The sequence below is a fragment of the Streptomyces vulcanius genome (assembly GCF_042653945.1).
GTDB classification, from domain to species: Bacteria; Actinomycetota; Actinomycetes; order Streptomycetales; family Streptomycetaceae; genus Streptomyces; species Streptomyces mangrovi.
In genome coordinates, this window is record NZ_JBHSFK010000052.1 from 45,663 (window position 1) to 72,010 (window position 26,348).

Annotated in this window: 25 protein-coding genes and 5 pseudogenes; 22 read left to right on the forward strand and 8 right to left on the reverse strand. The window is 68.3% G+C overall.

Features of this window, described 5'->3' with window-relative positions; translation table 11 throughout:
• The 13 genes and pseudogenes from eboE to ACFPIH_RS48600 all read left to right on the forward strand — a co-directional run.
• The gene (gene eboE, locus ACFPIH_RS48540) at positions 1-1,170 is read left to right on the forward strand and encodes a metabolite traffic protein EboE (RefSeq protein WP_381185365.1); all 1,170 of its coding nucleotides are present in this window, start codon (positions 1-3) and stop codon (positions 1,168-1,170) included.
• A complete protein-coding gene (locus ACFPIH_RS48545; protein ID WP_381185367.1) occupies positions 1,167-2,549 on the forward strand; it encodes an alkaline phosphatase family protein in 1,383 nt (460 codons plus the stop codon). The genes eboE and ACFPIH_RS48545 overlap by 4 nt, the downstream gene beginning before the upstream one ends.
• A gap of 49 nt (positions 2,550-2,598) precedes the next feature.
• On the forward strand, positions 2,599-3,762 hold the full coding sequence (locus ACFPIH_RS48550) for a sugar phosphate isomerase/epimerase family protein (RefSeq protein WP_381185370.1): 1,164 nt from the start codon (positions 2,599-2,601) through the stop codon (positions 3,760-3,762).
• Between the two features lie 153 nt (positions 3,763-3,915).
• Complete coding sequence (locus tag ACFPIH_RS48555) at positions 3,916-6,036, forward strand: PQQ-dependent sugar dehydrogenase (protein ID WP_381185372.1); 2,121 nt, start codon at positions 3,916-3,918, stop codon at positions 6,034-6,036.
• Positions 6,037-6,126: 90 nt separating this feature from the next.
• A pseudogene (locus tag ACFPIH_RS48560) lies at positions 6,127-6,590 on the forward strand (helix-turn-helix domain-containing protein); the annotation flags it as partial.
• A 759-nt stretch (positions 6,591-7,349) separates the two neighbouring features.
• Positions 7,350-8,255 carry a helix-turn-helix domain-containing protein gene (locus ACFPIH_RS48565; protein ID WP_381185374.1) on the forward strand — a complete coding sequence of 302 codons (906 nt, stop codon included), beginning with the start codon at positions 7,350-7,352 and terminating at the stop codon, positions 8,253-8,255.
• Between the two features lie 183 nt (positions 8,256-8,438).
• Positions 8,439-8,648 carry a hypothetical protein gene (locus ACFPIH_RS48570; protein WP_381185377.1) on the forward strand — a complete coding sequence of 70 codons (210 nt, stop codon included), beginning with the start codon at positions 8,439-8,441 and terminating at the stop codon, positions 8,646-8,648.
• Between the two features lie 122 nt (positions 8,649-8,770).
• The gene (locus ACFPIH_RS48575; RefSeq protein WP_381185380.1) at positions 8,771-9,475 is read left to right on the forward strand and encodes a MauE/DoxX family redox-associated membrane protein; all 705 of its coding nucleotides are present in this window, start codon (positions 8,771-8,773) and stop codon (positions 9,473-9,475) included.
• Complete coding sequence (locus ACFPIH_RS48580; RefSeq protein ID WP_381185453.1) at positions 9,357-9,905, forward strand: TlpA disulfide reductase family protein; 549 nt, start codon at positions 9,357-9,359, stop codon at positions 9,903-9,905. The genes ACFPIH_RS48575 and ACFPIH_RS48580 overlap by 119 nt, the downstream gene beginning before the upstream one ends.
• Complete coding sequence (locus tag ACFPIH_RS48585) at positions 9,902-11,824, forward strand: ABC transporter ATP-binding protein (protein WP_381185383.1); 1,923 nt, start codon at positions 9,902-9,904, stop codon at positions 11,822-11,824. The genes ACFPIH_RS48580 and ACFPIH_RS48585 overlap by 4 nt, the downstream gene beginning before the upstream one ends.
• Positions 11,821-12,321 carry a S26 family signal peptidase gene (locus tag ACFPIH_RS48590; protein ID WP_381185386.1) on the forward strand — a complete coding sequence of 167 codons (501 nt, stop codon included), beginning with the start codon at positions 11,821-11,823 and terminating at the stop codon, positions 12,319-12,321. The genes ACFPIH_RS48585 and ACFPIH_RS48590 overlap by 4 nt, the downstream gene beginning before the upstream one ends.
• Positions 12,322-12,729: 408 nt before the next feature.
• The gene (locus ACFPIH_RS48595; protein WP_381185388.1) at positions 12,730-13,341 is read left to right on the forward strand and encodes a hypothetical protein; all 612 of its coding nucleotides are present in this window, start codon (positions 12,730-12,732) and stop codon (positions 13,339-13,341) included.
• Positions 13,342-13,467: 126 nt separating this feature from the next.
• Positions 13,468-13,710, forward strand: a pseudogene (locus ACFPIH_RS48600) (S1 RNA-binding domain-containing protein); the annotation flags it as partial.
• Positions 13,711-13,735: 25 nt separating this feature from the next.
• Here the strand turns inward: ACFPIH_RS48600 and ACFPIH_RS48605 are convergent.
• Entirely contained in the window at positions 13,736-13,873 is a 138-nt protein-coding gene (locus tag ACFPIH_RS48605) for a hypothetical protein (protein WP_381185458.1), read from the reverse strand.
• Positions 13,874-14,590: 717 nt separating this feature from the next.
• Between ACFPIH_RS48605 and ACFPIH_RS48610 the strand changes: the two genes are divergently transcribed.
• The gene (locus ACFPIH_RS48610; RefSeq protein ID WP_381185391.1) at positions 14,591-16,126 is read left to right on the forward strand and encodes a serine/threonine-protein kinase; all 1,536 of its coding nucleotides are present in this window, start codon (positions 14,591-14,593) and stop codon (positions 16,124-16,126) included.
• Between the two features lie 392 nt (positions 16,127-16,518).
• Here ACFPIH_RS48610 and ACFPIH_RS48615 read toward each other — a convergent pair.
• Positions 16,519-16,815, reverse strand: a pseudogene (locus ACFPIH_RS48615) (helicase associated domain-containing protein); the annotation flags it as partial.
• 547 nt (positions 16,816-17,362) lie between these two features.
• Here ACFPIH_RS48615 and ACFPIH_RS48620 point away from each other — a divergent pair.
• The gene (locus ACFPIH_RS48620) at positions 17,363-18,172 is read left to right on the forward strand and encodes an IS5 family transposase (protein WP_381185456.1); all 810 of its coding nucleotides are present in this window, start codon (positions 17,363-17,365) and stop codon (positions 18,170-18,172) included.
• A gap of 22 nt (positions 18,173-18,194) precedes the next feature.
• Here the strand turns inward: ACFPIH_RS48620 and ACFPIH_RS48625 are convergent, their stop codons facing one another.
• Positions 18,195-19,022, reverse strand: coding sequence for a M55 family metallopeptidase (locus ACFPIH_RS48625; protein WP_381185393.1), 828 nt, complete (start codon positions 19,020-19,022; stop codon positions 18,195-18,197).
• A 104-nt stretch (positions 19,023-19,126) separates the two neighbouring features.
• On the opposite strand from ACFPIH_RS48625, the pseudogene ACFPIH_RS48630 reads away from it, so the two are divergent.
• Positions 19,127-19,392: pseudogene (locus tag ACFPIH_RS48630) on the forward strand (NF041680 family putative transposase); the annotation flags it as partial.
• A 61-nt stretch (positions 19,393-19,453) separates the two neighbouring features.
• Here ACFPIH_RS48630 and ACFPIH_RS48635 read toward each other — a convergent pair.
• Both ACFPIH_RS48635 and ACFPIH_RS48640 read right to left on the reverse strand, forming a co-directional pair.
• The gene (locus tag ACFPIH_RS48635) at positions 19,454-19,843 is read right to left on the reverse strand and encodes a hypothetical protein (RefSeq protein WP_381185396.1); all 390 of its coding nucleotides are present in this window, start codon (positions 19,841-19,843) and stop codon (positions 19,454-19,456) included.
• A 438-nt stretch (positions 19,844-20,281) separates the two neighbouring features.
• The gene (locus ACFPIH_RS48640; protein ID WP_381185399.1) at positions 20,282-21,091 is read right to left on the reverse strand and encodes a helix-turn-helix transcriptional regulator; all 810 of its coding nucleotides are present in this window, start codon (positions 21,089-21,091) and stop codon (positions 20,282-20,284) included.
• Positions 21,092-21,201: 110 nt separating this feature from the next.
• Between ACFPIH_RS48640 and ACFPIH_RS48645 the strand changes: the two genes are divergently transcribed.
• On the forward strand, positions 21,202-21,903 hold the full coding sequence (locus ACFPIH_RS48645) for a dienelactone hydrolase family protein (RefSeq protein WP_381185401.1): 702 nt from the start codon (positions 21,202-21,204) through the stop codon (positions 21,901-21,903).
• Between the two features lie 155 nt (positions 21,904-22,058).
• A complete protein-coding gene (locus ACFPIH_RS48650) occupies positions 22,059-22,970 on the forward strand; it encodes a hypothetical protein (RefSeq protein ID WP_381185404.1) in 912 nt (303 codons plus the stop codon).
• Here ACFPIH_RS48650 and ACFPIH_RS48655 read toward each other — a convergent pair.
• The gene (locus tag ACFPIH_RS48655; protein ID WP_385879025.1) at positions 22,895-23,338 is read right to left on the reverse strand and encodes an arsenate reductase ArsC; all 444 of its coding nucleotides are present in this window, start codon (positions 23,336-23,338) and stop codon (positions 22,895-22,897) included. The two genes, ACFPIH_RS48650 and ACFPIH_RS48655, sit on opposite strands and share 76 nt — an antisense overlap.
• A gap of 287 nt (positions 23,339-23,625) precedes the next feature.
• Between ACFPIH_RS48655 and ACFPIH_RS48660 the strand changes: the two genes are divergently transcribed.
• Positions 23,626-24,363, forward strand: a complete 738-nt coding sequence (locus tag ACFPIH_RS48660; protein WP_381185409.1) for a dienelactone hydrolase family protein — start codon at positions 23,626-23,628, stop codon at positions 24,361-24,363.
• 86 nt (positions 24,364-24,449) lie between these two features.
• Positions 24,450-24,581, forward strand: coding sequence for a hypothetical protein (locus ACFPIH_RS48665; RefSeq protein ID WP_381185412.1), 132 nt, complete (start codon positions 24,450-24,452; stop codon positions 24,579-24,581).
• A 127-nt stretch (positions 24,582-24,708) separates the two neighbouring features.
• Here the strand turns inward: ACFPIH_RS48665 and ACFPIH_RS48670 are convergent.
• Both ACFPIH_RS48670 and ACFPIH_RS48675 read right to left on the reverse strand, forming a co-directional pair.
• A pseudogene (locus tag ACFPIH_RS48670) lies at positions 24,709-25,000 on the reverse strand (DUF1330 domain-containing protein).
• 33 nt (positions 25,001-25,033) lie between these two features.
• Positions 25,034-25,252, reverse strand: coding sequence for a hypothetical protein (locus ACFPIH_RS48675; protein ID WP_381185415.1), 219 nt, complete (start codon positions 25,250-25,252; stop codon positions 25,034-25,036).
• On the opposite strand from ACFPIH_RS48675, the gene ACFPIH_RS48680 reads away from it, so the two are divergent.
• Both ACFPIH_RS48680 and ACFPIH_RS48685 read left to right on the forward strand, forming a co-directional pair.
• Positions 25,252-25,668 carry a hypothetical protein gene (locus ACFPIH_RS48680; RefSeq protein ID WP_381185417.1) on the forward strand — a complete coding sequence of 139 codons (417 nt, stop codon included), beginning with the start codon at positions 25,252-25,254 and terminating at the stop codon, positions 25,666-25,668. The genes ACFPIH_RS48675 and ACFPIH_RS48680 overlap by 1 nt on opposite strands.
• 327 nt (positions 25,669-25,995) lie before the next feature.
• On the forward strand, positions 25,996-26,217 hold the full coding sequence (locus tag ACFPIH_RS48685; RefSeq protein WP_381185420.1) for a hypothetical protein: 222 nt from the start codon (positions 25,996-25,998) through the stop codon (positions 26,215-26,217).
• Positions 26,218-26,348: the final 131 nt, after the last annotated feature.

Genomic DNA, 26,348 nt, shown 5'->3' on the forward strand with positions numbered 1-26,348 from the left:
ATGCGCTTCCGCCATCCCGACGGCTCCACCGTCCACCTCGCCTACTGCACCAACGTCCACCCCGCCGAAACCCTCGACGGAATTCTCGCCCAGCTCCGTGACCACTGCGAGCCGGTCCGCAGAAGCCTGGGACGCGACCGCCTCGGCATCGGCCTGTGGCTTGCCAAGGACGCCGCACGCGCGCTGATCACCGACCCGGTGGCGCTGCGGGGACTACGGAGCGAGCTGGACCGGCGCGGTCTCGAAGTCGTGACTCTGAACGGGTTTCCCTACGAAGGGTTCGGTGCTGAGGAGGTCAAGTACCGCGTCTATCAGCCTGACTGGGCCGACGCCGAGCGTCTTGCGCACACCACCGACCTGGCCCGGCTCCTGGCGGTGCTCCTGCCGGACGACGTCGTCGAGGGAACGATCTCCACCCTTCCGCTTGCCTGGCGCACCGACTTCGACGAGCGCGCCGCCGTCACCGCCGGTGCGGCGCTGGCCACTTTGTCGGGGCGGCTCGATGCGCTGGAGGAGCTGACCGGCAAGTCGATCCGTATCGCCCTCGAACCCGAGCCCGGCTGCACGGTGGAGACAACCGGGGACGCGATCGGTCCGCTCACCGCCCTGGGCGGCGACCGTATCGGTGTGTGCGTCGACACCTGCCACCTCGCCACTTCCTTCGAGGACCCGGCGATGGCGATGACCGCGCTGGAGGCGGCCGGCGTCGGCATTCCCAAGGCGCAGCTGTCGGCGGCTCTGCACGCCGAGGAGCCCGGTCGGCCGGAGGTCCGCGAAGCCCTCGCGGCCTTCGCCGAACCGCGCTTCCTGCACCAGACCCGCACCCTCACGCCGGGCGGACTGCGGGGCACCGACGACCTCGGGGAGGCACTGGCCCGTGATGCCCTGCCCGACGACGCACCTTGGCGCGCTCACTTCCACGTCCCCCTGCACGCCCCGCCCGCCGCTCCGCTCACCTCCACGCTGGACGTGCTCCAGGAGGCCCTGACCCTGCTGGTGGGAGGCGTTAAGCCGCGCACCCGTCACCTCGAAGTCGAGACCTACACCTGGCAGGCCCTCCCGCCGGAGCTGCGCCCCCGCACCAGGAACCAGCTCGTCGACGGCATCGCCGCCGAACTCGCCCTGGCCCGTGCCCTGTTGACGGATCTCGGCCTGAAGGAGTTGCCATGAGCATCCGCCCCACTCCGCTCCTGGTCCTCGACGTGGTCGGTCTCACCCCCCGTCTCCTGGACCACATGCCCCGCCTCAAGGCGCTGGCGGTCTCCGGCTCGCGGGCGAACCTGTCCACCGTGCTCCCGGCGGTCACCTGCACCGCGCAGTCCACGTTCCTCACCGGAACCCACCCGGCCGAGCACGGCATCGTCGGCAACGGCTGGTACTTCCGCGAGCTCGGTGACGTACTCCTGTGGCGTCAGCACAACGGTCTCGTCGCCGGCGACAAGCTCTGGGACGCCGCCCGCCGCGTGTATCCCGGCTACACCGTGGCCAACATCTGCTGGTGGTACGCCATGGGTGCCGACACCGACATCACCGTCACCCCCCGTCCGGTCTACTACGCCGACGGCCGCAAGGAACCCGACTGCTACACCCGGCCCCCGGCCCTGCACGACGAACTCACCGACAAACTCGGCACCTTCCCCCTCTTCCACTTCTGGGGCCCCGGCGCGGACATCGTCTCCAGCCAGTGGATCATCGACGCGACCCGCCACATCATGAGCACCCGCCACCCCGACCTGACGCTCTGCTACCTTCCTCACCTCGACTATGACCTGCAGCGCTTCGGCCCCGACGATGCCCGCTCCCGTCGCGCCGCCGCCGAACTCGACGCCGTCGTCGGCCCGTTGCTCGACGACGCCCGAGTCGAGGGCCGTACGGTCGTCGCCCTGTCCGAGTACGGCATCACCCGCGTCAGCCGTCCCGTCGACATCAACCGCGCCCTGCGGCGGGCCGGGCTTCTCGAAGTCCACGCCCAGGACGGCATGGAGTACCTCGACCCGATGGCGTCCCGCGCCTTCGCCGTCGCCGACCACCAGCTCGCGCACGTCTACGTCCGCCGGACCGAGGACCTGGCAGCCACCCGCGAGGCACTGAAGGACCTGCCGGGTATCGACGAGATCCTCGACGACGACGGCAAGAAGGCGAACGGACTCGATCACCCGCGTTCCGGGGAACTGGTCGCGGTAGCCGCACCGGACGCCTGGTTCACGTACTACTACTGGCTCGACGACGCCCGCGCCCCCGACTTCGCCCGGCTCGTCGAGATCCACCGCAAACCCGGCTACGACCCCGCCGAGCTGTTCATGGATCCCGAGGATCCCTACGTGCGGTTGAAGGCGGTCAAGGCGGTGGCCCGCAAGAAGCTCGGCATGCGCTACCGGCTCGCCGTCGTACCCCTTGACCCCTCGCCCATACGCGGCAGCCACGGCCGCCGCCCCGCGAGCGACGAAGAAGGTCCGCTCGTCCTGGTCTCCACCCCCCGCGCAGTATCCGGCCGCGTAGCGGCCACCGAAGTGAAGTCCCTTCTCCTGCGGCTCGCCGGCCTCTCCTGAGCAGCCGTCAGGCACCCGCATCACCGTGACAACGAAAGAGAGAACCACTGTGACCGCGTTCAACGACGAAGCCGTCACCGGCGACGCCCTGCGCCGCACCCTCGGCGTCAGCCGCCGCCGCTTCCTCAGCACCTGCACCGCCGCCACCGCCGCGGCGATCGCCGCCCCGGTCTTCGGCGCCACACCCGCCCTGGCGCAGAACAGACCCGAGGCCGCCGGCCACGACCGGGGTCGTTCCGCTCTGGTCCCGCCGCACAAGCGCGGCATCATCCTCTACACCGTCCGTGACGCGATCGGCCGCGACCCGCTGGCCTCCGACCTGCCCTCCGGCTTCCGCGGGGTATTCAAGCAGCTGTCGCGCTTCGGCTACCGCCAGGTGGAGTTCGCCGGGTACGCCCAGCACGCCAACGCCCCCGGCGGCGCCGATCTGGGCACCGTCCAGGGCGCGAAGCTGCTGCGCTCCTGGCTCGACGCGTACGGTCTGCGGGCGCAGGGCAGCCACGGCTTCATCCCGCCGTCCTGGCCGCTGACCCCGTCCGACCTGGACACCTTCAAGCGGTGGTTGGAGATCGCCAACGTCCTGGGCATGGAGCACATGGGTACCGGCGCCGACCCCACCAACACCCCCTATCGGGCCGACTGGGACGTCGCCGCGGAGAAGTGGAACACCCTGGGCGCCGTGGCCCGTAGGGCGGGCATCAAGCTCTACACCCACAACCACGACAGCGCCTACGACTTCCTGCTGGACGGCGGCCCGCTCGACGCCCAGGGCCGGCCGACCCGCAGCTCCGGTATCCGGAAGCTGGAGTACTTCCTGAAGGCGACGGACCGCAAGAGCGTCTATCTGGAGCTTGACGTCTTCTGGGCGCACGTGGCCCAGTACAAGTTCCACACGTACACCGCCCACGACGGCTCGCAGCGTGAGCGCGTCTTCGACCCGGCTGCGCTCGTGGTCCGCAACACCAACCGCTTCCCGCTCTTCCACGCGAAGGACGGCGTGGTCAATCCCCAGAGCGGCCTGGGCTACGACATGGTGCCGTTCGGCACGGGTGACATCGACTACCCGAAGTTCTTCACCCGGGTGGGTGCGAAGAACTACCACAACCCGATGGTCGAGCAGGACAACGCACCGAGCGCGAGTGTTCCCGGTCAGTCCCTGGAGTTCGCCCGGGTCGGCTACGGCAACCTCGCGGCCCTGCGCGCCTGCGACTGACGAAACGTCATCCGCGGTACCCGCCCGGCGCTTTGACGCCGGGCGGGCACCGAGTGTGCCCGAAAAGACATGAGATACCAGGACGAACCCTAGCTTCCCACTCACGCATTTCGCCTGGCTTTTCACCCGCCGGCCAGACCAAAGGAGTTCTGAATGCGCAACAGACGGATCGTCACCCTCGTGGGGGCGGCCGCGTTGGCCGGAGCCGTCGGGCTCCTGCCTCTCTCCGCAGCCCAAGCCGCCAAGTCAGATCCCGTACCGCCGACTTCGTCGAACTTTCAGAAGGTCACCCTCAACGACCGTCCGGGCGAGCCCATGGCCCTCGCCGTCCTGCCCGACCGGCGGGTGCTGCACACGGCGCGCACCGGAGAGGTCCGGATCCACGACCCCAAGAGCGGCGTGAACTTCCTCGCCGCCGACATGAAGAAGAGCCCCGCCGGGCTCTACCAGCACGACGAGGAAGGCGTGCAGGGCATCGCCGTCGATCCGGGCTTCGCCAAGAACCACTGGGTCTACCTCTACTACTCGCCCCGCCTCGACACCCCCATGGACGACCCGGCCACCGCGGGCGTCAACGAAGGGGACGCACCGCAGTTCGGTACGGCCGAGGACTTCGCCAAGTACAAGGGCGTCACACGGCTGTCGCGGTTCAGGCTCGTGGGCGACAGGCTCGACTACACCACCGAGCAGAAGATCCTCGACGTGCCGGCCGACCGTGGACTGTGCTGCCACGTCGGCGGCAAGATCGACTTCGACCGCAAGGGCAACCTGTTCCTGTCGACCGGCGACGACTCCAATCCGTTCTCCTCCGACGGCTACGCCCCGCTCGACGACCGACCCGACCGCAACCCGGCCTACGACGCGCGGCGCACCGCGGGCAACACCAACGACCTGCGCGGCAAGGTCCTGCGCATCAAGGCCAAGCGCGACGGCGGCTATTCCATACCGAAGGGCAACCTCTTCGCGCCGGGCACCGGGAAGACCCGCCCCGAGATCTACGCCATGGGCCTGCGCAACCCCTTCCGCTTCGGAGTGGACGACAAGACCGGCGAGGTCTACGTCGGCGACTACTCGCCCGACGCCCAGAACGCCAACCCCGGCCGCGGCCCCGCCGGCCAGGGACGCTGGATGGTCATCGACCGCCCCGCCAACTACGGCTGGCCGTTCTGCGTGACCCAGGACTTGCCCTACCAGGACTACGACTTCGCCACCCAGACCTCCAGCGGCGCCTTCAACTGCGCCAAGCCCGTCAACGACTCGCGCCACAACACCGGCCGGAGCGTGCTGCCCCCGGTCACCGACGCGGAGATCGTCTACGGCTACGGAGCCTCCGCGGAGTTCCCCGAGCTCGGCACGGGCGGCATCGGCCCCATGGGCGGCCCGGCCTACCGCTACGACAAGCACAACAAGGCCCAGAACCGCTGGCCCCAGTACTTCGACGGCAAGCCGCTCTTCTACGAGTGGACCCGCGACCAGATGAAGGCCATCACCCTCGGCAAGAAGAACGAGGTCCAGAAGATCGAGGACGCGATCCCCTCGATCACGACGGACGGCCCGATCGACGCCGAATTCGGCCCCGACGGCGCGCTGTACGTCCTGGAGTACGGTACCGGCTACTTCGCGGAACTGCCCGAGGCCCAGCTCTCCCGCATCGACTTCACGCGGGGCAACCGCACCCCGGAGCCCAAGGTCGCCGCGGACGTGGTCAACGGCACCAGCCCGCTGACGGTCCGGTTCTCCAGCGCCGGCACGATGGACGCCGACGATGACGCCCTCCGCTACGCCTGGGACTTCGACGCCGACGGCACCGTGGACTCCAGGGAGGCGAACCCGAAGCACACGTTCACCAAGAACGGCGTCTACGACGCCACGCTGAAGGTGACCGACAGCACCGGCCGGTCGGCCTCCGCGTCCGTTCCCGTCGTCGTCGGCAACAGGGCGCCGGTCGTCTCGCTCACCACCGACCCGGCTCCGCACGGCGGCACGGCGTTCCACTGGGGTGACACGGTCACCTGGCAGGTCACCGTCACCGACGACCAGCCGGTGGACTGCTCGAGGGTCACCGTCTCGTTCATCCTCGGCCACGACTCGCACGGCCACCCGCTGTCGTCGAGCAACGGCTGCTCCGGATCGTTCGAGACGTTCGTGGACGGCGGTCACTCCGGTTCGGACAACCTGAAGGCGGTCTTCAACGCCACCTACCAGGACTCGCCCCCGGCCGGCTTGCCCTCCCTCTCGGGTAGCGCCGAGGTCGCGCTGACACCGGCCGACTGACCGGAGGCGCCGACACCGCGACGGGGCGCCACCCCCTGGTGGCGCCCCGCTGTCGCGGGTGGCCAACTCCCGCGACTCGGCCTGGAGTTCGGCCTGTCGCCTGCGCAGATCGCTGCACTCACGGAGTACGACCCAGCCGCGGTCCGGCGCTGGATCGTCCGGTTCAACACCCACGGCGTGTCCGCCTTGGGTGATCGTCCCCGCAGCGGGCGGCCCCGCCTGGACGGTCCGCGCCTCGAGGCCCGGATCGCGGCCTGCTCCGGAGGCCAGGGCCGTGGACGGCGCCCCGGCTGCACCAGTACCTGGGGCGGCCACGCCTGAGTCGGCGCATGCTGTATCGGCCGGTGCGCCAGGTGGCCAAGTGGCGGCGGCCCAAGCTGATCGCGAAAGGCGACCCCCGCCGTACCGCGGTACTGGCCGCGCTCGCTCGCAGACTGCAACGGCTGCCGACCGGGACCAAGATCTGGGCCGCTGGCGAGACGCATGAGCACCTGCTGTCACATGTCCGGGCGAGCTGGACACTGCCGACCAGGCGCGCGCTGGCTACGGAGCCTAGGTCTGGCCCCAGTTGAGCCTTCAGGGTGAAGAGGTACGTCGCCGCGCAGGGAGATCTGGGCCGCGGCGCGGCAGGGTCCGGCGGCGGAGAGCCGGTCAGTGAAACCCGTCGGGCTAAAGCCGACGGCGGACCGAGCGAACAGACCAAGCCAATGGCATTACGTGGTCTGGCGGTGGCTAGAGGCGCTGTGTGATTCTTGGCCCCGCGGAGCAGTCTCCGTTACGGGGAGGGAACATGGCTGAATCGAGCGATGCCGTCCGGCCACGAGACCCGCACACGGAATCCCGGCACACCGCATGAAGTGCGCACGGCTATGGGTGACCGCCACGGATTCCCTGGCAGGGGAATTTGAGCCGATTGCCCATCCCTCCCTACGGCCCGGCCGAGCGTCGCGTACTGAATGACGGGCTGGCCCACTTCACCCGGGCCTTCCCGCACAACAAAGCGCTGTCCGCTTGTTCTTGAGGCGTACGAATTCGGCACCTGACCGAAAATCGCCCGCCGTTATGCCTCGGTCGAGGGCGAGCGGACGCGTGCGAGGACCGGACCGCCGGCACTCGACTCCGCTCGTGCATCACACCATCCCCCACGCCCATCGGAGAGCTGCCATGCGTGCATTACCCCATTTATCCCTCGCCGCCTCGACTGCCGCGATCGCCGCTGTGTCCGACGACCCCGTGCGGGCGCTGCGGGGCGACGGCGAGGCCACATACCTCCAGGCCACCGCGCAGTGTCCATGCCGACGGTGGGTGCTCAGGTGTCCGACTCCCTGCTGACCAGGCACGTCCCGGCAGGGCGGCGGCTGCGATGCCCCGAGGAGCAGTGGGAGCTGGCCCTGGGGCAGCCGCATGCGTCGCTGGGGCCGGGGGTGCTCTGCTACCGGGGATTCCGGTTCGCGCCAGGGCCGGTCCGCAGACGTCTGGAGATCCCGTGCGGGCTGGCGACCCTGGTCCTCGGCTTCGGTGAAGCCCTGCGGATCTCACCGGTGGGTGCGGCGCATCGGACCCGCACGGTCGTATCCCTGCTGAGCCCGCCCACTACGCGCCCAGCGCTGGGCGAGCACCACGGAGGGATCCGTGGCGTCGAGGTGATGCTCGCGCCGTGGGCGGCCTTCGAGCTGTTCGGTGTGGCCCTCGGGGACCTGCCCGAGCCCGGGGTGGAGCTCTCCGAGCTGCTCGGTGTCCGGGTCGATCACTTGGCGGAGCAGCTCGCACGGGCCTCGGGGTGGTCCTCCCGATTCGCCGTGGTCGACCAGTTCCTGCTGCGCTGCCGCGAGGACGGCCCCCGTGCGGCCGCTCGGGTGGTCGAGGCCTGGCAGCGGCTGGAACGTTCCCACGGCCGCCTGAAGATCACCGCCTTGGCCGAAAGTCTCGTCTGGAGCCAGCGCCAGCTCGAGCGCGGGTTCGCGGAACAGCTCGGGCTGACTCCCAAACGGCTGGCCCGCGTGCTGCGTTTGCAGCACGCGGCGGCGCTGCTCACGGCCGGCCGCAGTCCCGGTGAGGCCGCGTCCAGCTGCGGGTTCTGCGATCAGGCGCATCTGACAAGGGAGTTCACCACGCTGACCGGACGCCCGCCGCTACGTTTTCTCGCCGAATATCAGAGTGGGGGAGGGGGTGCCGATCGGATGGCCAGTCGCATTACCAGCATTCTGCAAGAAGGCTGAATCCCGCGCAGCGGTCTCACTCGCCCCGGATGGACGGGAATCCGCTGCAGCGTTGCGTCCCGTACCTGCCGTGCATGTCGAAAATATCCAATGTCGATTTCCTTCAATACCGGCCGACCGACCGAATGCCAAGGTCGCTCATCCGACGAACGTCGGGCCGATTGACCTAGAGAGGAGAGCGACATGCTTCGCATGCTGGAATCCGCAGGGCAGGCCCTGCTCGAGCGATTTGTGCCCAAGATTTCCGCTTCGGCGCAGGTCGGGCCGCAGGGCTGCTGGAACGCGTGCTGGCAGTGCAACGTGGCCAACCATTACCAGAACGTGAACACCTGGTGCCGCTACAACGCTCCGTGCTGTGGCACCGACGGCGGTTACCTGAACTGCTACTGCTGACCGTGCTCGTGGGGCCCGGGGCGTCGGCGCCGGGCCCCGCTCCACAGCGTCCGGGCGGGGGCGAAGGCCCCCTGCGCAGGACGGATGCGCCAGCCCACTCGACCTAGCAACTCTGGGGGATCGTGGAGCCTTATCTCTCGACCTGGATCAGGTGTCTGATCGGTCTGGTCTTCCTGGTATCCGCGGTGAGCAAGGTCCGTGGCCGCCAGTCCTTCGCCGACTTCGCCGCGGCGGTCGAGGCACTGGCCCCCGTGCCCGGGGCGCGCAGGCTGCTGGCTCCCGCTGTGGTGGCCCTGGAGTTCGCCGTATGCGGGCTGCTGATCGCGCCACTGCCCGGGGCGTTCCGGTACGGCGCCTGGCTCGCGACGGGTCTGCTGCTCGCCTTCGCTGTCGGTATCGCGTTCGCCGTATGGCGGGGTCAGGCCACGGCCTGCCGCTGCTTCGGGGCTTCCGCGACACCCGTCAGCGCCTGGCAGGCGGTACGCAACCTGGCACTGGCCGTCCCGGCCGGTGTCGCGGCCCTGGTCGGTCCGGGCTCCGGCGGCACCACCGGCGCAGTCGCCCTGACGATCGTGATCGGGCTCGTGTGCGGCGCACTCGTGACCGTGCTCGACGAACTCGTGGAGCTCTTTTTGCCGGGTACGGGCACCGCCGCGTCGCCCGCCACCATGCCCACCACCATCCGACAGGAGAAACACCGTGCCCCTCGTGATCGCCGCCCTCGTCTTCGTCGGGGCGTTGTGCATCCTCAACCTCGTGCTGAGCCTCGGCATCATCAAGCGCCTGCGGGACCAGGCCGAGATCCTCAACCGCGACGGCAGCTCTAGCCCGCCCGTCTCGGTCGGCATGGGCGACGAGATCGGCGAGTTCACCACCCTCACCCTGGACGCCGAGCCGGTGGACGACGCGAGTCTGCGGCACGGCGACACCCTCGTCGCCTTCTTCTCGCCGAGCTGCCGCCCGTGCCAGGAGAAGCTGCCGAAGTTCGTCGACTTCGCCCCTTCGTTCCCCGACGGCCGGGACAAGGTGCTCGCCGTCGTCGTGGGCGAGCCGGAGGAGGCCGCCGACATGCTGGAGCGGCTGCGTCCGGTGGCCCGGGTGGTACGCGAGTCCACCACCGAGAAGGGGGAGATGAGCAAGGCCTTCGACCTCCAGGGATTCCCTGCCGTGCTGGTCGTCTCGCCCAGCCCCGAGCACGGCCGCCCCATCGTCACCGCCGACAACATCGACCTCGACGTACCGGTGCCGGCCCGGTGAGATCGCTCCGCCGACGCGTACCGGCTTCCTCGGAGATCGGGACCGGGACCGGGCATACACGCTCCGCGCGCCGTCGCGTCACCGCCGCCGTCGTCCTGTGTGCCACTGCGGCGCCCTGGGCCTCGGCCGGTTACGCGACGCTCACCCTCACGTCCGGCCTGGTACCGGTGCTGATCGCGTGGATGACGAAGCTCCTGATCGACGGACTGACGCACGACGCGGATCTGCGGACGCTGCTCATCCCCGCACTCGGTTACGTGCTGGCGGCCATCATCGTGGGCATCGGCCCGCTGGCCGCCCGCTATCTGCGGGGGGTGGTGGACCGTGAGGTGGGGCTGCTGGCCCAGGACCGGCTCTTCACCGCGGTGGGCCGCCACCCCGGCCTGGGACGGCTGGAGGATCCGGCCTTCCTGGACCGCCTGCGGGTGGCCCAGGACGTGGGCAGGACGGTCGCGGGCCAGCTCGCGGACGCGACGCTGTCCGCGGGCCGCTCCCTGCTGACCGTCACGGGGTTCATGGTGTCCCTGGTGGCGCTCAACCCGGTGATGGCGCTCGTCGTTCTCGCGGCGGGCGTGCCGTCGCTCCTGGCCCAGCTCGCCCTGTCCCGACACCAGGCCCGTGCCGTGCTCGAAGTGGGCAGGATCGAGCGCAGGGAGGACTTCTACGCCCGGTTGATCGCCGCACCCACCGCGGCGAAGGAGATCCGGCTCTTCGCGATCGGTGACTTCCTGCGGTCGCGGGTGCTGGCCGAGCGGCGGGCGGCCAACGCCGTCACCCAGTCCGTGGACGCACGCCAGACCAAAGTGCAGAGCGTCCTGGAAGTGCTGTCCTGCCTCGTCTCCGGAGCCGGTCTGGTGTGGGCGGTGTTCGCGGCCCACACCGGCGACCTCACGGTCGGCGGGGTCACGATGTTCGTGGCGGCGGTCGATGGTGTGCAGGGCTCGCTCGGCAGCCTGTTGATCCAGCTCGCGGCGTCCCAGCGCGCGCTGCTCATGTTCGACCACTACCTGGAGGTCGTCGAGGCCGAACCCGACCTTCCCGTGGCCGCTGAGCCGGTGCCGCTGACACCCCTGCGACACGGAATCGAACTGAGCGACGTCTGGTTCCGCTACGCCCCGGACCATGACTGGGTGCTGCGCGGCCTGAACCTGTTCATCCCGCACGGCGGTTCCCTGGCCCTGGTCGGCCTGAACGGTGCCGGCAAGTCCACGCTCGTCAAGCTGCTGTGCCGCTTCTACGATCCCACGCACGGCGCCGTGCTGTGGGACGGAGTCGACCTGCGCGACGCCGATCCGGTGGAGCTGCGCGCACGGATGAGCACGCTCTTCCAGGACTTCCAGCACTACGACATGACCGCTGCCGAGAACATCGGACTCGGTGACCTGCGGCTGCTGGAGGAACGCGACCGGATCGAGGCCGCGGCGGCCAAGGCGGGCATGCACGAGAAGCTCGCCCAACTGCCCCAGGGATACGACACGATGCTCTCGCGCACCTTCCACCACGACGCTCCCGCAGAGGAACACCGGCCAGGAACGCTGCTCTCGGGCGGCCAGCACCAACGCCTGGCCCTGGCCCGGGCCTTCATCCGCGAAGGACGCGACCTGATGATCCTCGACGAACCCTCCGCGGGACTGGACGCCGAGGCGGAGCACGAGATCCACCTCTCGATCCGCCGCCACCGGGCAGACCGCACCAGCTTGTTGATCTCACACCGGCTCAGCGCCGTGCGCGACGCGCACCGGATCGCCGTACTCGGCGACGGCCAGGTGAAGGAGGAAGGCAGCCACCGCGAACTGCTCGGGTCTGGGGGCGAGTACGCGCGCCTGTTCGCCCTCCAGGCCGACGGGTACACGGACGACCGGCATGGCCCGGGCACCGTCGGCCCGGCGGACCCAGTGGAAGCGGCGGCCGGACGATGATCGCGGACCACGCCGCGGTCGTCACCGCCGCGCTCACCCGCCGTCTGGTGGCCGTCACCGTGGACGGAGTCAGCATGGAACCGGCCTACCGGGACCGTGACCAGGTGCTGGCCATCCGGGGCACGCGGCTCAAGGTCGGCAGGGTGGTGGTCGTCGAGTCCCCGTTCGGCACCAGCGGCTGGAGACAGCGGGCGCTCGCGGCGAAGGCGGCCCCGTCCCTCGTGTCCCAGCGCCGGTGGATGATCAAGCGTGTCGTGGCCCTGCCCGGGGACCCCGTCCCGCGCCGGGACGTCCCGGCACTCGCCGATGTGGCCGAGGACCGGGTACCGAACGGCATGGCCGTACTGCTGGGCGACAACCAGTCGGCGAGCTTCGACTCACGGGCGTTCGGCTATTTCCCCCTCGAACGGATCCTTGGCGTGGTGCGAGTCGCCGTACGTTCACGGAACGGCTCGCCGGGTTCACGGGAGCCGTCGGGAGCCGTGGGGGCCGTCTGACCGGGGTGAGTTCAGGACGCGCGAGGGAAGGCCTCTCGTACATCCCCGATACCAGGGAGGAAGGGGCATGGGACTCGACCTGTACATCGAGTGCCCGCCAGCAGAGGGCGAGGCCAACTGCGAGGCCGCGCATGCGATGGCTCACGGCATAGCGCACCACGACTGACCAGCGATTCCCCCGTCGTCTCAGGACACGTTCCTGCACCCGAGTCCCAACTCCCATGGCATTTCCCAGGGCCGGGTCCGGCCCATGCTGGAAGATGGGGATGTGCTGCCCTACGTCTATCGCGTCACCAAGTACGACCCCGCCGACCGTGATGAACACGGTCACTACGTTGGCCCGAGTACACGGTCAGCGATCATGGCCAGGTCGAGGCGGCCCATCTTCAAGCGGTCGAGGCCTTTGCAATGAGCACCGGAATCGATCACCTGGCCGTTCGCGAGCCGAAGCTCTCGTCCCCCATGCACTTCGGTGTCGAGCAGCCGCTGGAGGGCTTCGGGCTCGACGGACTCTTCCCGACCGGCGCATCTGGCTTCCACGACGGGACAGAGGTGCCCCTCGACATCGCGCTGGCACTGGTTCGGATCATGCTCCGTGACGGCGGAGCCTGGTGCAGGCTGGAGGCGGAGGATGCCTTCGCTGTGCACGTGGGATGGGACCAGTACCTCTACATCGGCAGCAGCCAGCCCTGCGAGGAGGCGCTGGCTCGGACTCGCGCGCTCGGGCTGTTCCCGGAACGCTTAGGCGCGTCTTCGTACGAGGTGGAGACCGATGGCGATGACATCCAGCGGCCCGGCGACGATGAGTTCTGGTCCGGTCTGCTTTGGGCTGTCGCCTCGGGCCGTGCCGGAATCCTCGAGGAGACATACGTCGAAGGCGCCTCGCGGGGGCACCGCCTCACCCGCGACACCATCGATACGGTGCGTGCCGGCCTCGCTCCCCGCGCTCGGCTGGCCGTCTGGCCGGACCTGACCTCCGACATCGCCGCGGTCCTCGGTGCCCTCCCCACCGAGGGCTGATCGAATGCGTCTGGCAGGACGAGGATGGTCGGCTGCAGAGCGCCATGGTCGACGAGGACGAGTTCCCGGAGCTGGCCACCCGGATTTCCGGTGCCAGCGCTGCAGCACTTCTTCCCGTGTACGCCGATGAGCGTGTACCTCTGTTCACCGTCGTCATGCCCGACAACGACGGAGTGGTACGGGCTTGCTGGCGAACCGAGCCGACGCCGAGCGATCGGAACTGGGCCTTCCTCAAGACCCTTCACCGAGATCGTCACCGGCTCCGTGACCCAGATCGCCAGTTTCGGCGTCACCTTCGTGGACATCGGCGGCTTCGAGGCGATGATCAATATCCCTGAGTTGTCATGGCGTCCCATCAACCACCCCTGCGACATCGTTGCCGTCGGTCAGGAGATCAGCGCCGAAATCCTCGACAGTCCGCGCGAGCATCGCCGCCCAGAGCCTGCACCACCTCTTGGCCATCGTCGTCGGCCAGGCGGATCTGATTGGTACCCGACGGGAAGCCGTGCTTGCGCTCGAACTCCTTCGTCATCTCCTCCAGCGCAAGTGAGATCGCACTTACCCACGAAGGCAGCCAGGCTGGCGACAACCAATGCTCCCTCCCCGGCCGACCCAGTCTCGCCACGTATACGTCCTCAACCAGCTCTGTTGCTCTGACCGGTTGAATCTAAGGTGGCGCGAGGCGAGTCGGGGATGCTTTTCGCAGCTCAGGGCCGGTGTCAGCGAGAGTATCTTGTGCAACACCTGTGGCGCTATCACTGATTCGAGTGGTCTCGACTCTCCTCTGCACCAAGTCGGCGAAGGAGGTTGTGACATGACGGCCGACGCATATTTGGTGATCCGGTGCGACGCGGATGATTCCGACTCGCCCGACGGCACCCTGCATGGCCGAGAACGGCTGGCCCACTCCGGTTGAGATCCACACCGCGTTGCGCCGCCTGCTCGCAACGAGGGGCTGACACCGTCCCCGGCTCGGCCGCGACATCTGCCCCGACTGCTGGAAAACAAGACGGTCGCCGGTGACGTCAATCGATCAGGCTTGAAGGAGGTGGAGACCCACTCAGAGCCTCTGCTTCCAGGCAGCTCAGTGAGTTCGCTCGCCGAGATCTCACGACCGTGAACTACAGCTCTGCGTCGGGGAGTTACAACAGCGCGTCTTGCGTACTTGTTCGGCTGCCGCTGCTTGGAACCTTCGCTTATATTCACCCGACGGTTAGTGGGCATGTACAGAGCGAGAAGGGGGGATCTGATGAGTGCCGAGGGCGCGAACCAGGTGTTCCGGCCGCTAGTGGCTGGTGATCCGGCCACCATTGCGGGGTACCGGATCAGTGCCCGGCTGGGCGAGGGCGGCATGGGCACGGTGTACCTGTCCTACACGCCCGGCGGGCGGCCCGTGGCCATCAAGGTGATCCGCCCTGACCTGGCCGGAGATCCGGAGTTCCGCCGCCGGTTCACACAGGAGGTGCAGGCCGCGCAGCGCGTGCAGGGCCTATACACCGCGCCGGTCATCGACAGCGACACGGAAGGCGAGCGCCCCTGGCTCGCCACGGCCTACGTGGCAGGCCCCTCGCTGCACGCCGCGGTCAGCCGACACGGGTCGCTGCCGGTCCCGGCCGTGGCGCTGGCCGTAGCCGGGATCGCCGAAGCCCTGCAGGCCATCCACGGCGCCGACATCGTCCACCGCGACCTCAAACCGTCCAACGTCCTGCTGGCCGCCGACGGGCCACGCGTCATCGACTTCGGCATCGCCCGGGCCGCCGACGCCACCTCCCTGACCCGCAGCGGCGCCATCGTCGGCACCCCCGCCTTCATGACCCCCGAACAGGCCTCCGGCGCGGCCTGCGCACCCGCCACAGACATCTTCGCCCTCGGCCAGGTCGCCGTCTACGCAGCCACCGGCACCCCGGCCTTCGGCGAAGGCACCTCGCACGCCGTGCTCTACCGCATCGTCCACGAAGCCCCCGACCTCGCCGACCTGCCCGACGAACTGAACGAACTTGTCACCCGCTGCCTGGCCAAGGACCCCAGCGCCCGCCCCACGCCCGCCGAGATCATCGACCTGTGCCAACGGGCGTCGCCGCAGACCGAACTACGCCGCCCCGACGGCTGGCTCCCGCCCGCCGTGGCAGCGGACATCGACCGCCACACGGCAGCGCTCGTGCCACCGCCTCAGCAGCTTAGGAATCGCGGGCGGATCGCACTGGCCGTAGCGGCGGTCCTGGTAGCCGGCCTGGCGGGTGTCGGCATCACCGCGATGCTGGGAGATGGCGGTGGCGACAGCCAAGACGGCCCGAACACAAGCAAGCGGCCAAGCCGGACCAGCAGCAGCCCGAGCAACTCGCCCGAGACAGCCCCGAGCAGCAGCCCGGAAACGACAACGCCGCCAGACCCGAACCCCGTCCAGTACAAAGTGGATCTTCCCAGGGACTACTCCCTCAGGTTCGCCGACGACCCGCCCAAACCGATTGAGGGTGGCCTGTACGACGAATGGGCTGACTTCGGCATCACCCTTGATGGCGACGAGTTCCACACCAACAACGCGATGGTGTTGCTGATCAACAGCCAAGTCGGGTCTCTGAAGACCTGTCGTGCAGAAACGCGTTACGCCGAATTCATCCCGCTGAGCAGCGTCAGCAAGGGCACCCAGATCTGCGTCACGGCAGGCACCGGCCACATCGGACTCATCACGATTCGGGGCTTCTCGCCAGAGAACGCCCCCAACCAGTACGTGACTCTGGATCTCACCATCTGGCGCAACGCGGCGGAACCGGTGGGCGATTCGTGACGAGTGCCCGTTTTCGGCCGACCCCGCACTGCGGATCACAAGCAGCGTGGGCGTCACGACCATCCCGGTCACGTTGCCGGCTGCCAGCCACGACCGAGGTGGGCTGCATCGCGTCGGCCTGCTCACACGGGCTCGGCACGGGCACGTCGTCCTGTACCCGCGCGGTCGACTCGGCGACCGGCAACTTGTATGGGCTGCTGCGGCCGGGTGGCGAGTTGGCATACGGCAAGTCCAGGCCGCCGGAGCGGGATGCCCTGCGTGACGGGAAACGATCTACGGCAGCGCGGGAATCGATCTCCGCTGAGAGACGGGTCGACCAGGTCGCAGAGTTCCGTCGGTGCCCCCTGACCCAGCCTCGGATCACTGCCAAACAGGACGGATCTTGCCGACCGTCAGATCCAGTCCAAACCGAGCTTCCGGAGTGCGTCGAGCTGGTCTTGGGTGAGTTTGTCGCGTCTCGTTTTGGTGTTGGAGACCCATACGCCCAGCTTGACGGCCATCGGCTCGGTCTCGCCGTCTACCGCGATCTCTTCAGCGTGGCTGCGTGGTACGGGCCGGTGGGCGCCTTCTCGTTCCACCCACTGTGCGAGGGCTGCTAGGCCTCGTTGGAACGCCTGCTGCGTCTTGCTCGGGCCCTTCGTCGCACGCGTGGCCGCAGGGGCCGGAGACGGCGCCTGGACGGGCTTCACGCAGTTTCCCGCTGAGCTGCGGGTCCGCGATTACCCGAGGGCCCCTGCTTGCGCGTGAGGCTGTATGGCAGGCGCTGCAGCAGCTGGGTCGAGCTCTCGGCCGTGGTAGACGGCAGGTGACCGATGGAGTAGGCACCGAATCCCAGGCTTCCGCTGTTCAGACGTGGCAATCACGGGATAATTTCGTCGTGCATGATGACGGATCCATTCCACGCCGCACGGCGAAGCAGGAGTACGACAGAGCCCGCTATTTGAAGATCAAAGCGGAGCGAGAGGCCGCAAGGCCTCCTGACCGCATTGCTCAACTCTCTTAGAGGTCGTTTTAATCTGTTTTAGTGGTTTATAGACTGATTTTGAGGGGGTGGAGTGGCGGTGCGGGAGAGGCAGTAGGTGTGGCCGGGGTTGGTGGGTCTGGAGGGGGGACGAGTGGGGCAGTGTGCTGCTGGTTCCTGTTTCATTCCAGGATGCCCGGTTTTCAGGGCTGCGTGCTTCCGGCGTCATCGCTGTGCGCCTGGGCGCACTCGGTCCGCAGCGATACATCACGAGCATGGCGAAGCGGCGTCCGTATCCGAGTGATCTGTCCGATGCCCGCTGGGAGTTGATCGAGCCCGTGCTCTCAGCCTGGCGCTTCGAGCGCCGCGGCAGAGCCCTGGACTCGACCGGCGTTCAGTGGCGCTACCTGCCGCACGATTTTCCACACTGGAACACGGTCTACGGCTACTTCGCCAAGTGGGCGGACGAGGGCGTTTTCGCGCAGCTCAACGGCTTGCTCCGGCAGCTCCTGCGGGAGAAGGAGGGGCGGGGTGCCGAGCCGTCGGCCTGTGTGATTGACGCCCAGAGCGTCAAGACCTCCACCAGCGTCCCCGCCACCGGCCAGGGCATCGACGCCGGGAAAAAGATCGTGGGCAGGAAGCGGAACATCGTCACCGACACCATCGGGCTCCTGCTTGCCGTGCTGGTCACTGCCGCGAGCGTGCAGGACTCCGTCGCCGGCACCCAACTCCTCGACCAGGTCGCCGCCGAGCATCCCCGCATCCGCAAGGTGTGGGTCGACGGCGGCTACCGTCAGCACCTCGTCGAGCACGCAGCCACCCTCGGCATTGACATGGAAATCACTCAACGCAGGCCTGGGACCAGGGAATTCACCCCGATCCCGAAAAGCTGGGCAGTCGAGCGGACCTACGGATGGCTCATGCTCAACCGCCGACTGGCCCGCGACTACGAGACCCTGTCCGTCCGCTCCGAAGCCATGATCCACCTCGCCATGGCCGACCTCATGGCCCGCGGCCTCACCAGCGAGAACACCATCTCCTGGCGCGACCCGACAACGCAGGCCAAACAGCAGATTCCAGGATGAAACAACGGGAGAAAACGACCTCTTAGCCGGGCTTAATGCTCGCGAGCTGCACGAGCAGCAGGACCAGCCGGTAGGCGTCGGCGAAGTCGGCGGCGGTGAAGGTGACCGTCCGGCCACCCTCAGCGCGTGAGACACCCGGCACGAGTGTCGCCAGGTCAACCATGTATGGGCCGTAAAGGTCGATCTCAACCACAAGCGGTCCGGCAAGGGCGAGTGGCGTGACGAGCGCTCGCTGCTTGACAGCTTCGACGGCTGCCTGGTGCAGACGTTCTCGGGCTTCCTCGGGGTGCAGTGCCACGGCGGCGGCCTGACCGAGGGCTTGTTTGACCTCGACAGTGACAGCCGAGGGGACCAGATCACACAGTTCGGCACAGGCGGTGTCATCGCCACTGAGCAGCACGACCGGCACACCCAAATGCCCGGCCATGGCAGCGTTGAGGCCAATCTCGCCCACGGAACGTCCGCCTACGCGTACGTCCAGGATGGCGTCGCTCATGGTGTGTGCCAGCACGGCTGGGCCGCCACCAGCTCGGGCGTGGTAGCCGACGAGCATCACCGCGTCGGTGTGCTCGTCGAGCCCACCGAGCATGCCCATGGGGCGGGGTTTGCCACGAACCAGACGAGCCCGCCGGTCGAGTTCCTCCGGCAACAGGTTACGGAAGGGCCCGTGAGCGTCGGCGACCCAGACCTCAGCCGCGGGCTCGGCGTCCAGGACGCCCGCGATCACGGCGTTCGCCTCGGCCGTCATCAACGCACGGCCTCGCTCGTAGTCGTAGCGATCCGGATTCGTCTCGGCGGGATGCACGATCCCCGAGATGCCCTCCATGTCAACAGAGATCAGCACCTTCATAAGGCAGGGAGCCTATGCGCAGTGCGTGCCGGCCGACAGTGCACATCAGGACTCCTGACCTGGTCGGCCAGACCGTCACACGTGATCCCGAACCGTCAAGGGGATGGAACCGCATCCATCCTCGTCTGACCACACGCTCCACGTGGATTGACCACGCCGGCGAACTTCCCCTCATTGAGGGCACGTTGATCCGCCTGGAGGACGAGCGCCTGCTCGGCGGCCACGATCCACTCCCAGTCTGGCTGCGTCATCGGCCACCGGCCTGTCGGGCGAGGACGTCGACGTGCGCTGGCAGGCGTTCCTGCGCAGATCCGATCTTGAGCACACATTCCGGATGATCAAGCAGACGCTGGGCTGGGCCTGCCCGAAGCCACCGCGAGACGGTCAGGCGGCGGGCTGCCGGCCCTGGTTGTCGAGGTGGGAGCGGGCGGTCAGGCCTCAGGGTCGACTTCGGGGTGCGTGAACCGCACGGGCTTGCCCAGCGACCGGGCGTAGGCGATTTCGGCTCGGGTGCTGTCTCCGATGTAGTCGCCGACTACGAGCACCTCATCAGCGAGCCGGATCTTCGCCCGGTGCAGATCGTCGAGTCGAACCTTCAGCGTTTCGGCCTCGACAGGATCGGACCAAAGTTCGTGCGGCGACTTCATGTCAATGCCGGGTTTGACGACAATCTTTCCGGCTTTGGTCTCCCGCAGATCGGCCTCGTTCATCTCGGTCATGAAGCGGGTGGAGCCGCAGATCACGACGATATGCGGGAGGCTCAACAGCTTCTTCGCGTCGGCGAGCTTCTCCTCGGGGGTGAGCAGTTGCGGGTATGACACTGGTTCCTCCTGGTGGTGTGGTCCAAGGGGTGCCTGCGGAGACGAGAACCAGGGTGTCCAAGATCGTTTTGTGGCACGGAGGGGCAGCGCGCGCCCCTGAATGTTCGTTCGAGATACCTCAGGCAGTCTCTCCTGAGCAAGAACGTTCCTTTGAGGCATGAGTTTCAGCCGCAGCGCACACCTGAACCGCTTCGGCCGAACCGCTCGCGGCTGGGCAGGCCAGCTGCAGTTGCCGGGGAGCCGTCGGAGCAGGCGTCAGGTCGGGCCGTGGGTGCAGCGCCCTCCAAACGCTGTACGCGAACGCCTGCGCAAACTGATGCCCGTGCCCGTCTCCAGCGCCGGCCACGAAGTCCACCTCGCCGTCACCTGGATGCGGCCCAGAGGTCGGGGCTTGTCGGCCCGCGGAATGCCTCTGGGTTCGCCAAGGCCAATGGATGCTCAGCCGACCGCGCCCACCGCCGAGTAGGTGACCAGGATCTGGTCGGGGTTGTCCGCGAGTTGAAGCACGACGTGGCTGTAGTCGAGCGGCCCGAGCGTCGGATGGCGCAGCTTCTTCGTCCCGCTGCCCACCGTCATGACGTCATGACGCGGCCACCACCGCCGGACCTCCTCACTGTCCTGCTTCAGCTCGCCGATCAGGGCTTCGAAGCCGGGATCGTCCGGGTGCCTGGCTGCGGTGAGCCGGAACCGGCCGAGCATGGCCCGGGCCTCCGGTTCCCATTGGACGTATGCCTCCCGGGCGCGTGGCGCGGTGAACATCCAGCGCACCAGGTTGCGCTCATCGCCGGGCAACGCGTCCCAGTCGGTGAACAGCTCGCGGGCGGCGGAGTTCGAGGCCAGCACGTCCCAACGGCGCCCCTTGACGATCGTGGGGAACGGCTCGAGCCGCTGGACCAGAGCGACCACTCCGGGATCGAGCCACTCGGCCGGTGCCGCGACGGTATCGGTACCGATCGGGTCCTCGCCGCCATGGGCCAGCACCCGCAGGTACTGCCGTTCGGCGTCGGACATCCGCAGTGCGTCGGCCAGGGCGTCCAGCACCTGGGTCGAGGGCCGCACGGGACGGCCCTGCTCCAGAAACGTGTAGTACGTAGCGGATACGTTGGCCAGCAGCGCAACCTCCTCTCGGCGCAGCCCCGCCGTGCGCCGACGGCTTCCTCCGGGGAGCCCGACATCACCGGGGCGCAGGCGCTCGCGCCGCGATCGGAGCAACTCTCCCAGGGCCTGCGGATCTCCGCTCACTGCCATACAGCGCAGCCTAGTCATGCCAGTACCAGTAACGAGGTGCTCTGGTTACCAGTTTCCGGCTCGCCCATGCTCAGCCCATGACGATCACTACGGAAACCATCACCATCCCCGTGGCCGACGAAACCACCCTGCCGGCCTACCTGGCCCGCCCGGTGGGCCGCACCGCTCCGGTCGGGGTGGTCGTGGCGCATGAACTGTTCGCGGTGAACCCTGACATCCGCGGCGTGGCCGACGACCTGGCGGAGGCCGGGTACTTGGCCATCGCGCCGGAGTTCTACCACCGGCACACCGAACCCGGCCGCTGGCTGAAACGCACAGACGCCGGGCGCCAGGAGGGATTTGCGCTGCTGCACCGGTTGAGCCGGGAGGACGCCCTGGCCGACGTGGACGCATGCCTTGGCCGGCTCGGGCAGCAGCCAGGCATTCAACGGACCGCACTGATCGGCTTCAGCGCCGGCGGCCACCTGGCATACCTGGCGGCGTGCCGGCTGCCGGTCAGCCGCACCGCAGTGCTGTACGGCGGCTGGCTGCCCACGACCGACATCCCGATGAGCCGGCCGACAGCCACGCTCGACCTGACCCCAGGGATCAGCGGCCGGCTCCTGTACCTGGTCGGCGAGGACGACGCGCTGATCGACACGGGCCAGCGCGGCCAGATCCACGCCGCACTGGAGCGGGCCGGCGTCGAGCACGAGTTGGTCACCTACCCCGGGGTCGAACACGCGTTCTTCTGGCGCGGCACGCCGGCCTTCGATCAGAAGGCCCGCGATGACGCCTGGACCCGGATCCTGAACCTGCTCGCCGGCTACTGAGGTTTTCGGCCCAGGCTGACGGTGGCCTCGCTGGTGGGTGTATCCCGCCGCTTGAGGGCTTGGTTACCATCTCGCACGCGGCGAACTCTCGCAGGAGGACGCACCGACCATCAAGGGATGTGCGACAGGGTTGCGACCAGAAAGGTTCGGGCCACATGGCTGACCATGCTGTCAGGCGCCGGATCGGAGCTGCCGTCGTGTCCCTGATCGCGCTCGGCACGGCGGTGGGGCCGGTGTGGGCACAACCTCAGCAGGCGGCGGGAAATCCAACCACCTTAAGGGCCGAGGTATCCACGGTGCCCGTCAAGGACGGCACCCGGATGCAGACCGGCGGACCGTTGCCCACCGGCCACCGGAGCCGACGGCCTCAACGGCCCGAGACCACCACCCGCATGTTGCCCACCACCGCGGTCCATGACGTCGACCTGGCGCACCCTGGCACGGCCCTCACCGTCGGTGTGTCCCCGTCGTCGCCTGCCGACTACATACCCGTCGCCGAAACGGTAAGGGGCAGGGTGGGGGACACCGTCGTGGTCCGGCTCGGTGTGAGGAACCTGGGCCCCGGTTTCCCCGACGGCGAAGCCGGATCCTTCGCGGTCGTACCGCCGCCCGGGACCACTGTCACGTCCATTCCTTGGGAAGGAGACGACGACGATCGGAGATATGCCTGCCAGCCGCCGCAGGGCAAGGACAACTACTTCTTCCTGTGCGACTTTTCGCCACCGACCGGGGGCTCGATCACCCTCGGCTTCCACATCCGCATCGACAAGCGGATCCCCGGCGCCAAGGGCTCCGTCACCGTGTACGGTCCGAACGACCCCGTGCCCGGCAACGACCGCGACACAATCCCCGTCGACGCCACACCCGCCCCGCTCTGGCGGTGGCAGAATCCAATCTGGCACTGGCACCATTGGCCGCTGGCGGCGGGGGCGCTGGCCGTCTTGGCCCTGGCGGGCAGATGGTTCGTCAGGAGGCGCAGGCAGGACCAGCGCTACAGCGGGAGCGTTATGCCGAGTTCCTGCATGGCGGTGGAAGGCGGTTCGCCTTCGGAGCGTTCGGTCTTGTAGCCCTTGACACACGGCAGAGTGCGGACGCTCGCCTCGATCTCGTCCCGGATCGAGCGGACCGCCTCGACGCCCTGACCAGCCGGGTCGTCGAGCTTCCAGTCCCGATACTGCTTGCCCGGGAAGACCGGGCAGGCATCCCCGCGCCCCATCGTGATCACCACGTCGGACGCCTGGACCGCCTCGATGGTCAGCACCTTGGGCACCTCGGCGGACAGATCGATCCTGGCCTCGGCCATCGCCTCGATGACCGCCGGGTTCACGGTCTCGGCCGGGGCGGACCCGGCCGAACGGACCTCCACCCGGCCGGCGGACAGGTGCGTGAGGAAGGCGGCGGCCATCTGGGAGCGTCCGGCGTTGTGCACGCACACGAACAACACGGACGGCTTGCCGGAGAGGTTTCACACACGAGCGGTTCCTTCTTCGAGGGCAGCCGACTGGCCGGTCTTCGGGGCGGGTTGAGAACCCATCTTCAAACCGGTGAGAGGTCTGACCGAGATACGGGTCAAAGGGGCAACGGGATGGATAGCTGCCGTGGGGACGAGGTTTGTGACGGTTCTTGTGAGCCCTCGCCGTATTTCAGGGGGATACCCGCGCTGCTCTGCCAGCGGCAGAACACCGGCCGGACCGGGCTCGACGATCACTACAGTCCAGTCTCATGACGACGATTTCGACGCGTACGGTCGAGTACCCGGCCGACGGTCTGACGATGATCGGGCACCTCGCGCTCCCGGTCGGTGTCGACCGCCGGCCCGCAGTGCTGCTCGGACCAGAGGGCACGGGGCTCAGCGACGTCGAGCGCCGCCGGGCCGATGCTCTCGCCGAGCTGGGATACATAGCGCTGGCCTTCGACCTCCACGGCGGGCGCTATTTGAGCGACCCCGAGGAGATGCTGGCCCGTTGCATGCCGCTGCTCTCTGATCCCGACCGGATGCGGAGCATCGGCCATGCAGCGCTCGACGTGTTGCGCGCCGAACCGCGGACCGACCTCGACCGGATCGCCGTCGTCGGCTACGGCACCGGGGGCGCCGTCGGGCTGGAACTCGGGCGCGACGGCGTCAACCTGCGCGCGATCGGGACAGTCAACGCACTGACCACGGGCCGACCGGGCGAGGCAGCGCGCATTCGCTGCCCGGTGTGGGCCGGGGTCGGGTCGGAAGACCCGATCATGCCGCCCGCGCAACGCAAGGCGTTCACCGCTGAGATGCAGGCCGCGGGCGTCGACTGGCGCCTCGCGGTCTACGGCGGCGCATTGCACGCCTTCCACCATCCGCCGGTCGACCACCCCACGGTCCCCGGCGTCGGCTACCACCCGCGGCACGCGCAGCGAGCCTGGCGCGACGTCGTCGACCTGCTCGCCGAGTGCCTGCCCGTGACGGAGGATCTGGGGGCATGACCCAGGCAGACATGCTGGCACCAGGCTTGGTCGGCGTCATGCCTGGGACGCCTCAAGCAGCGTGGACGGGTTCGGCAGATCGGGGCATGGATGCGTTGGGCTGGGCGGCGGGCCGGGTGAGCCCGCGGGTCATAAGCGTGATCGAGGCGAGCCCCGTCCGCGCCACCAACCTGCTCCGCGCCCTGCTCGTCCTGACGAACCTCGAACTCGACCGCTGACAGACGATCAAGACCGAAGACAGCCGCCCACGACCAGCACGAGCACCTACGAACCCCGCCACACCAGCAGCCGCACCAGCGAAAACCAAGATGGTGGATCTTCAGTGAAGATCCGACTGGACCTCGGTCAGTCGATGCCTTCGACGATGCGGAAGTCGCGCTCGACGCCGTCGGAGAGGGCGACCAGCGCCTCCTGGCAGGCCGCACTCTCGTGCGCCGCGACGGCCTGCTCGAAGCTGTCGAACTCGATCAGGACGGCGCTCGGCGATTCCGGCGTCATGCGCCACGACCCGACCGCCACGGGCGAGGACCCGACCGCCCCCGGCCTTGACGGCCGGAGGGGCCAGCTTGTTGTAAGCAGCCAGCTTCTCAGGGTCTGAAATGGTGCGGTAGGCGCTGACCCAGTAGCTCTTGGGCATGGAACCTCCAGTGTTGGGATGAGTGCATCTGACTTACGGGTTGGTCTCGGACGAGCGTCGGCGGGCGAGAGCGAGGCTTATCGGCGTCGTGATCGCCATGGCGCCGATGCCGACCAGCGCCGCGGTGGTGTAGGCGCTGTCGTCGGGGAAGAGGTGGCCGGGGCCGGTGCCCGCGGCGAGGATCAGGCCGCCGATGGCGCTGCCCAGGGAGTACCCGACGCATTCGTTCCCCGGTCGCGCCGCCCGCGCCAATGCGGGGTCTCGCCCACGCCTTCCATGCCTACTTCGAACACGACGATGACGTCGCCATCGAACTCGCCCTCATCCGCATCGAGGGCCTCCTGCGTCGTCACCTGAAGGCCACGGACATCCCCGTGATCCAGCATGCTCAAGGGGATCGCCCCGGCCAGATCAGCCAACTCGGCGCGCTCATCGCAGACATGGAAGCCGGCGGCTTCGAAGCACCGTGGCCGACCGTCTTCCGCTTCCTGCTCGCCGACCCGAAGGAAGGTCTGAATCTGCGCAACGAGGTCCTCCACGACCTGGTGGACCGGCGCCCGCCCCGGCACCGGGTCGCTCTGGTCCTCCAGGCCGCCCTCGTGGTGCTCCGGTCGATCACCGCACATGAACCACTCGAGGAAGGGGCAAGCGCTGACACGCCGGGATGAACGGTGCGGGTGATCCACACTGCACAACCTGCGGCCTGCCGCAGGCGGGTGGCATGCCCGCTGCCTGAGCGACCTCTCCCGCGTACGGGGTATGTGGTGCGCCGGCGACAACATCGTTGTCGGCTGCCGTGCCTCGCGCATGGTCGGGCTGGACTTGGACGTCGACGGTGACGGGCCGCCGAGGACGCAGAGTCGGAGGCCGCCTACTGGGCGGACATGGCCGACGCGGCCCGGGAGCCGTACGACTGGTACGACGACAAGTAGTTCGTCGAGGGCGACGAGCTGCACGAACTGCTTCGGCATTCTGGGGAATCGCACTGGCACGACGTGCTGCTGCTGTCTGCGGGCCACTGCTCCCGCAAGGATCTCGACCGTCTGGTGAACGGCCTGTTGGACGCCGGTGACGCAGTGGTGGTCAATAGGCGCGGCGGGCACAAGTTCCGTCGCGGCTTCTACAAACTCGCGGTCATGTGCGCCCTGCACGGTGCCTGGCTGGAGGAGTCCACCCAGAACCGGATCCAAGCCGTGGGCTGGGCACTCACCGACTGACCGCGCTCCTGTGCGACATCCCGTGAGTTCCCCTGAAGCCTCGGTGAGTCCCTGGCAACGTGGCCAGGGGGTTCTTCCTCCTTCGGGTGCTCTGTGGCCTTGTGACGTAACTTCGGGATTCTTGAAGCGTT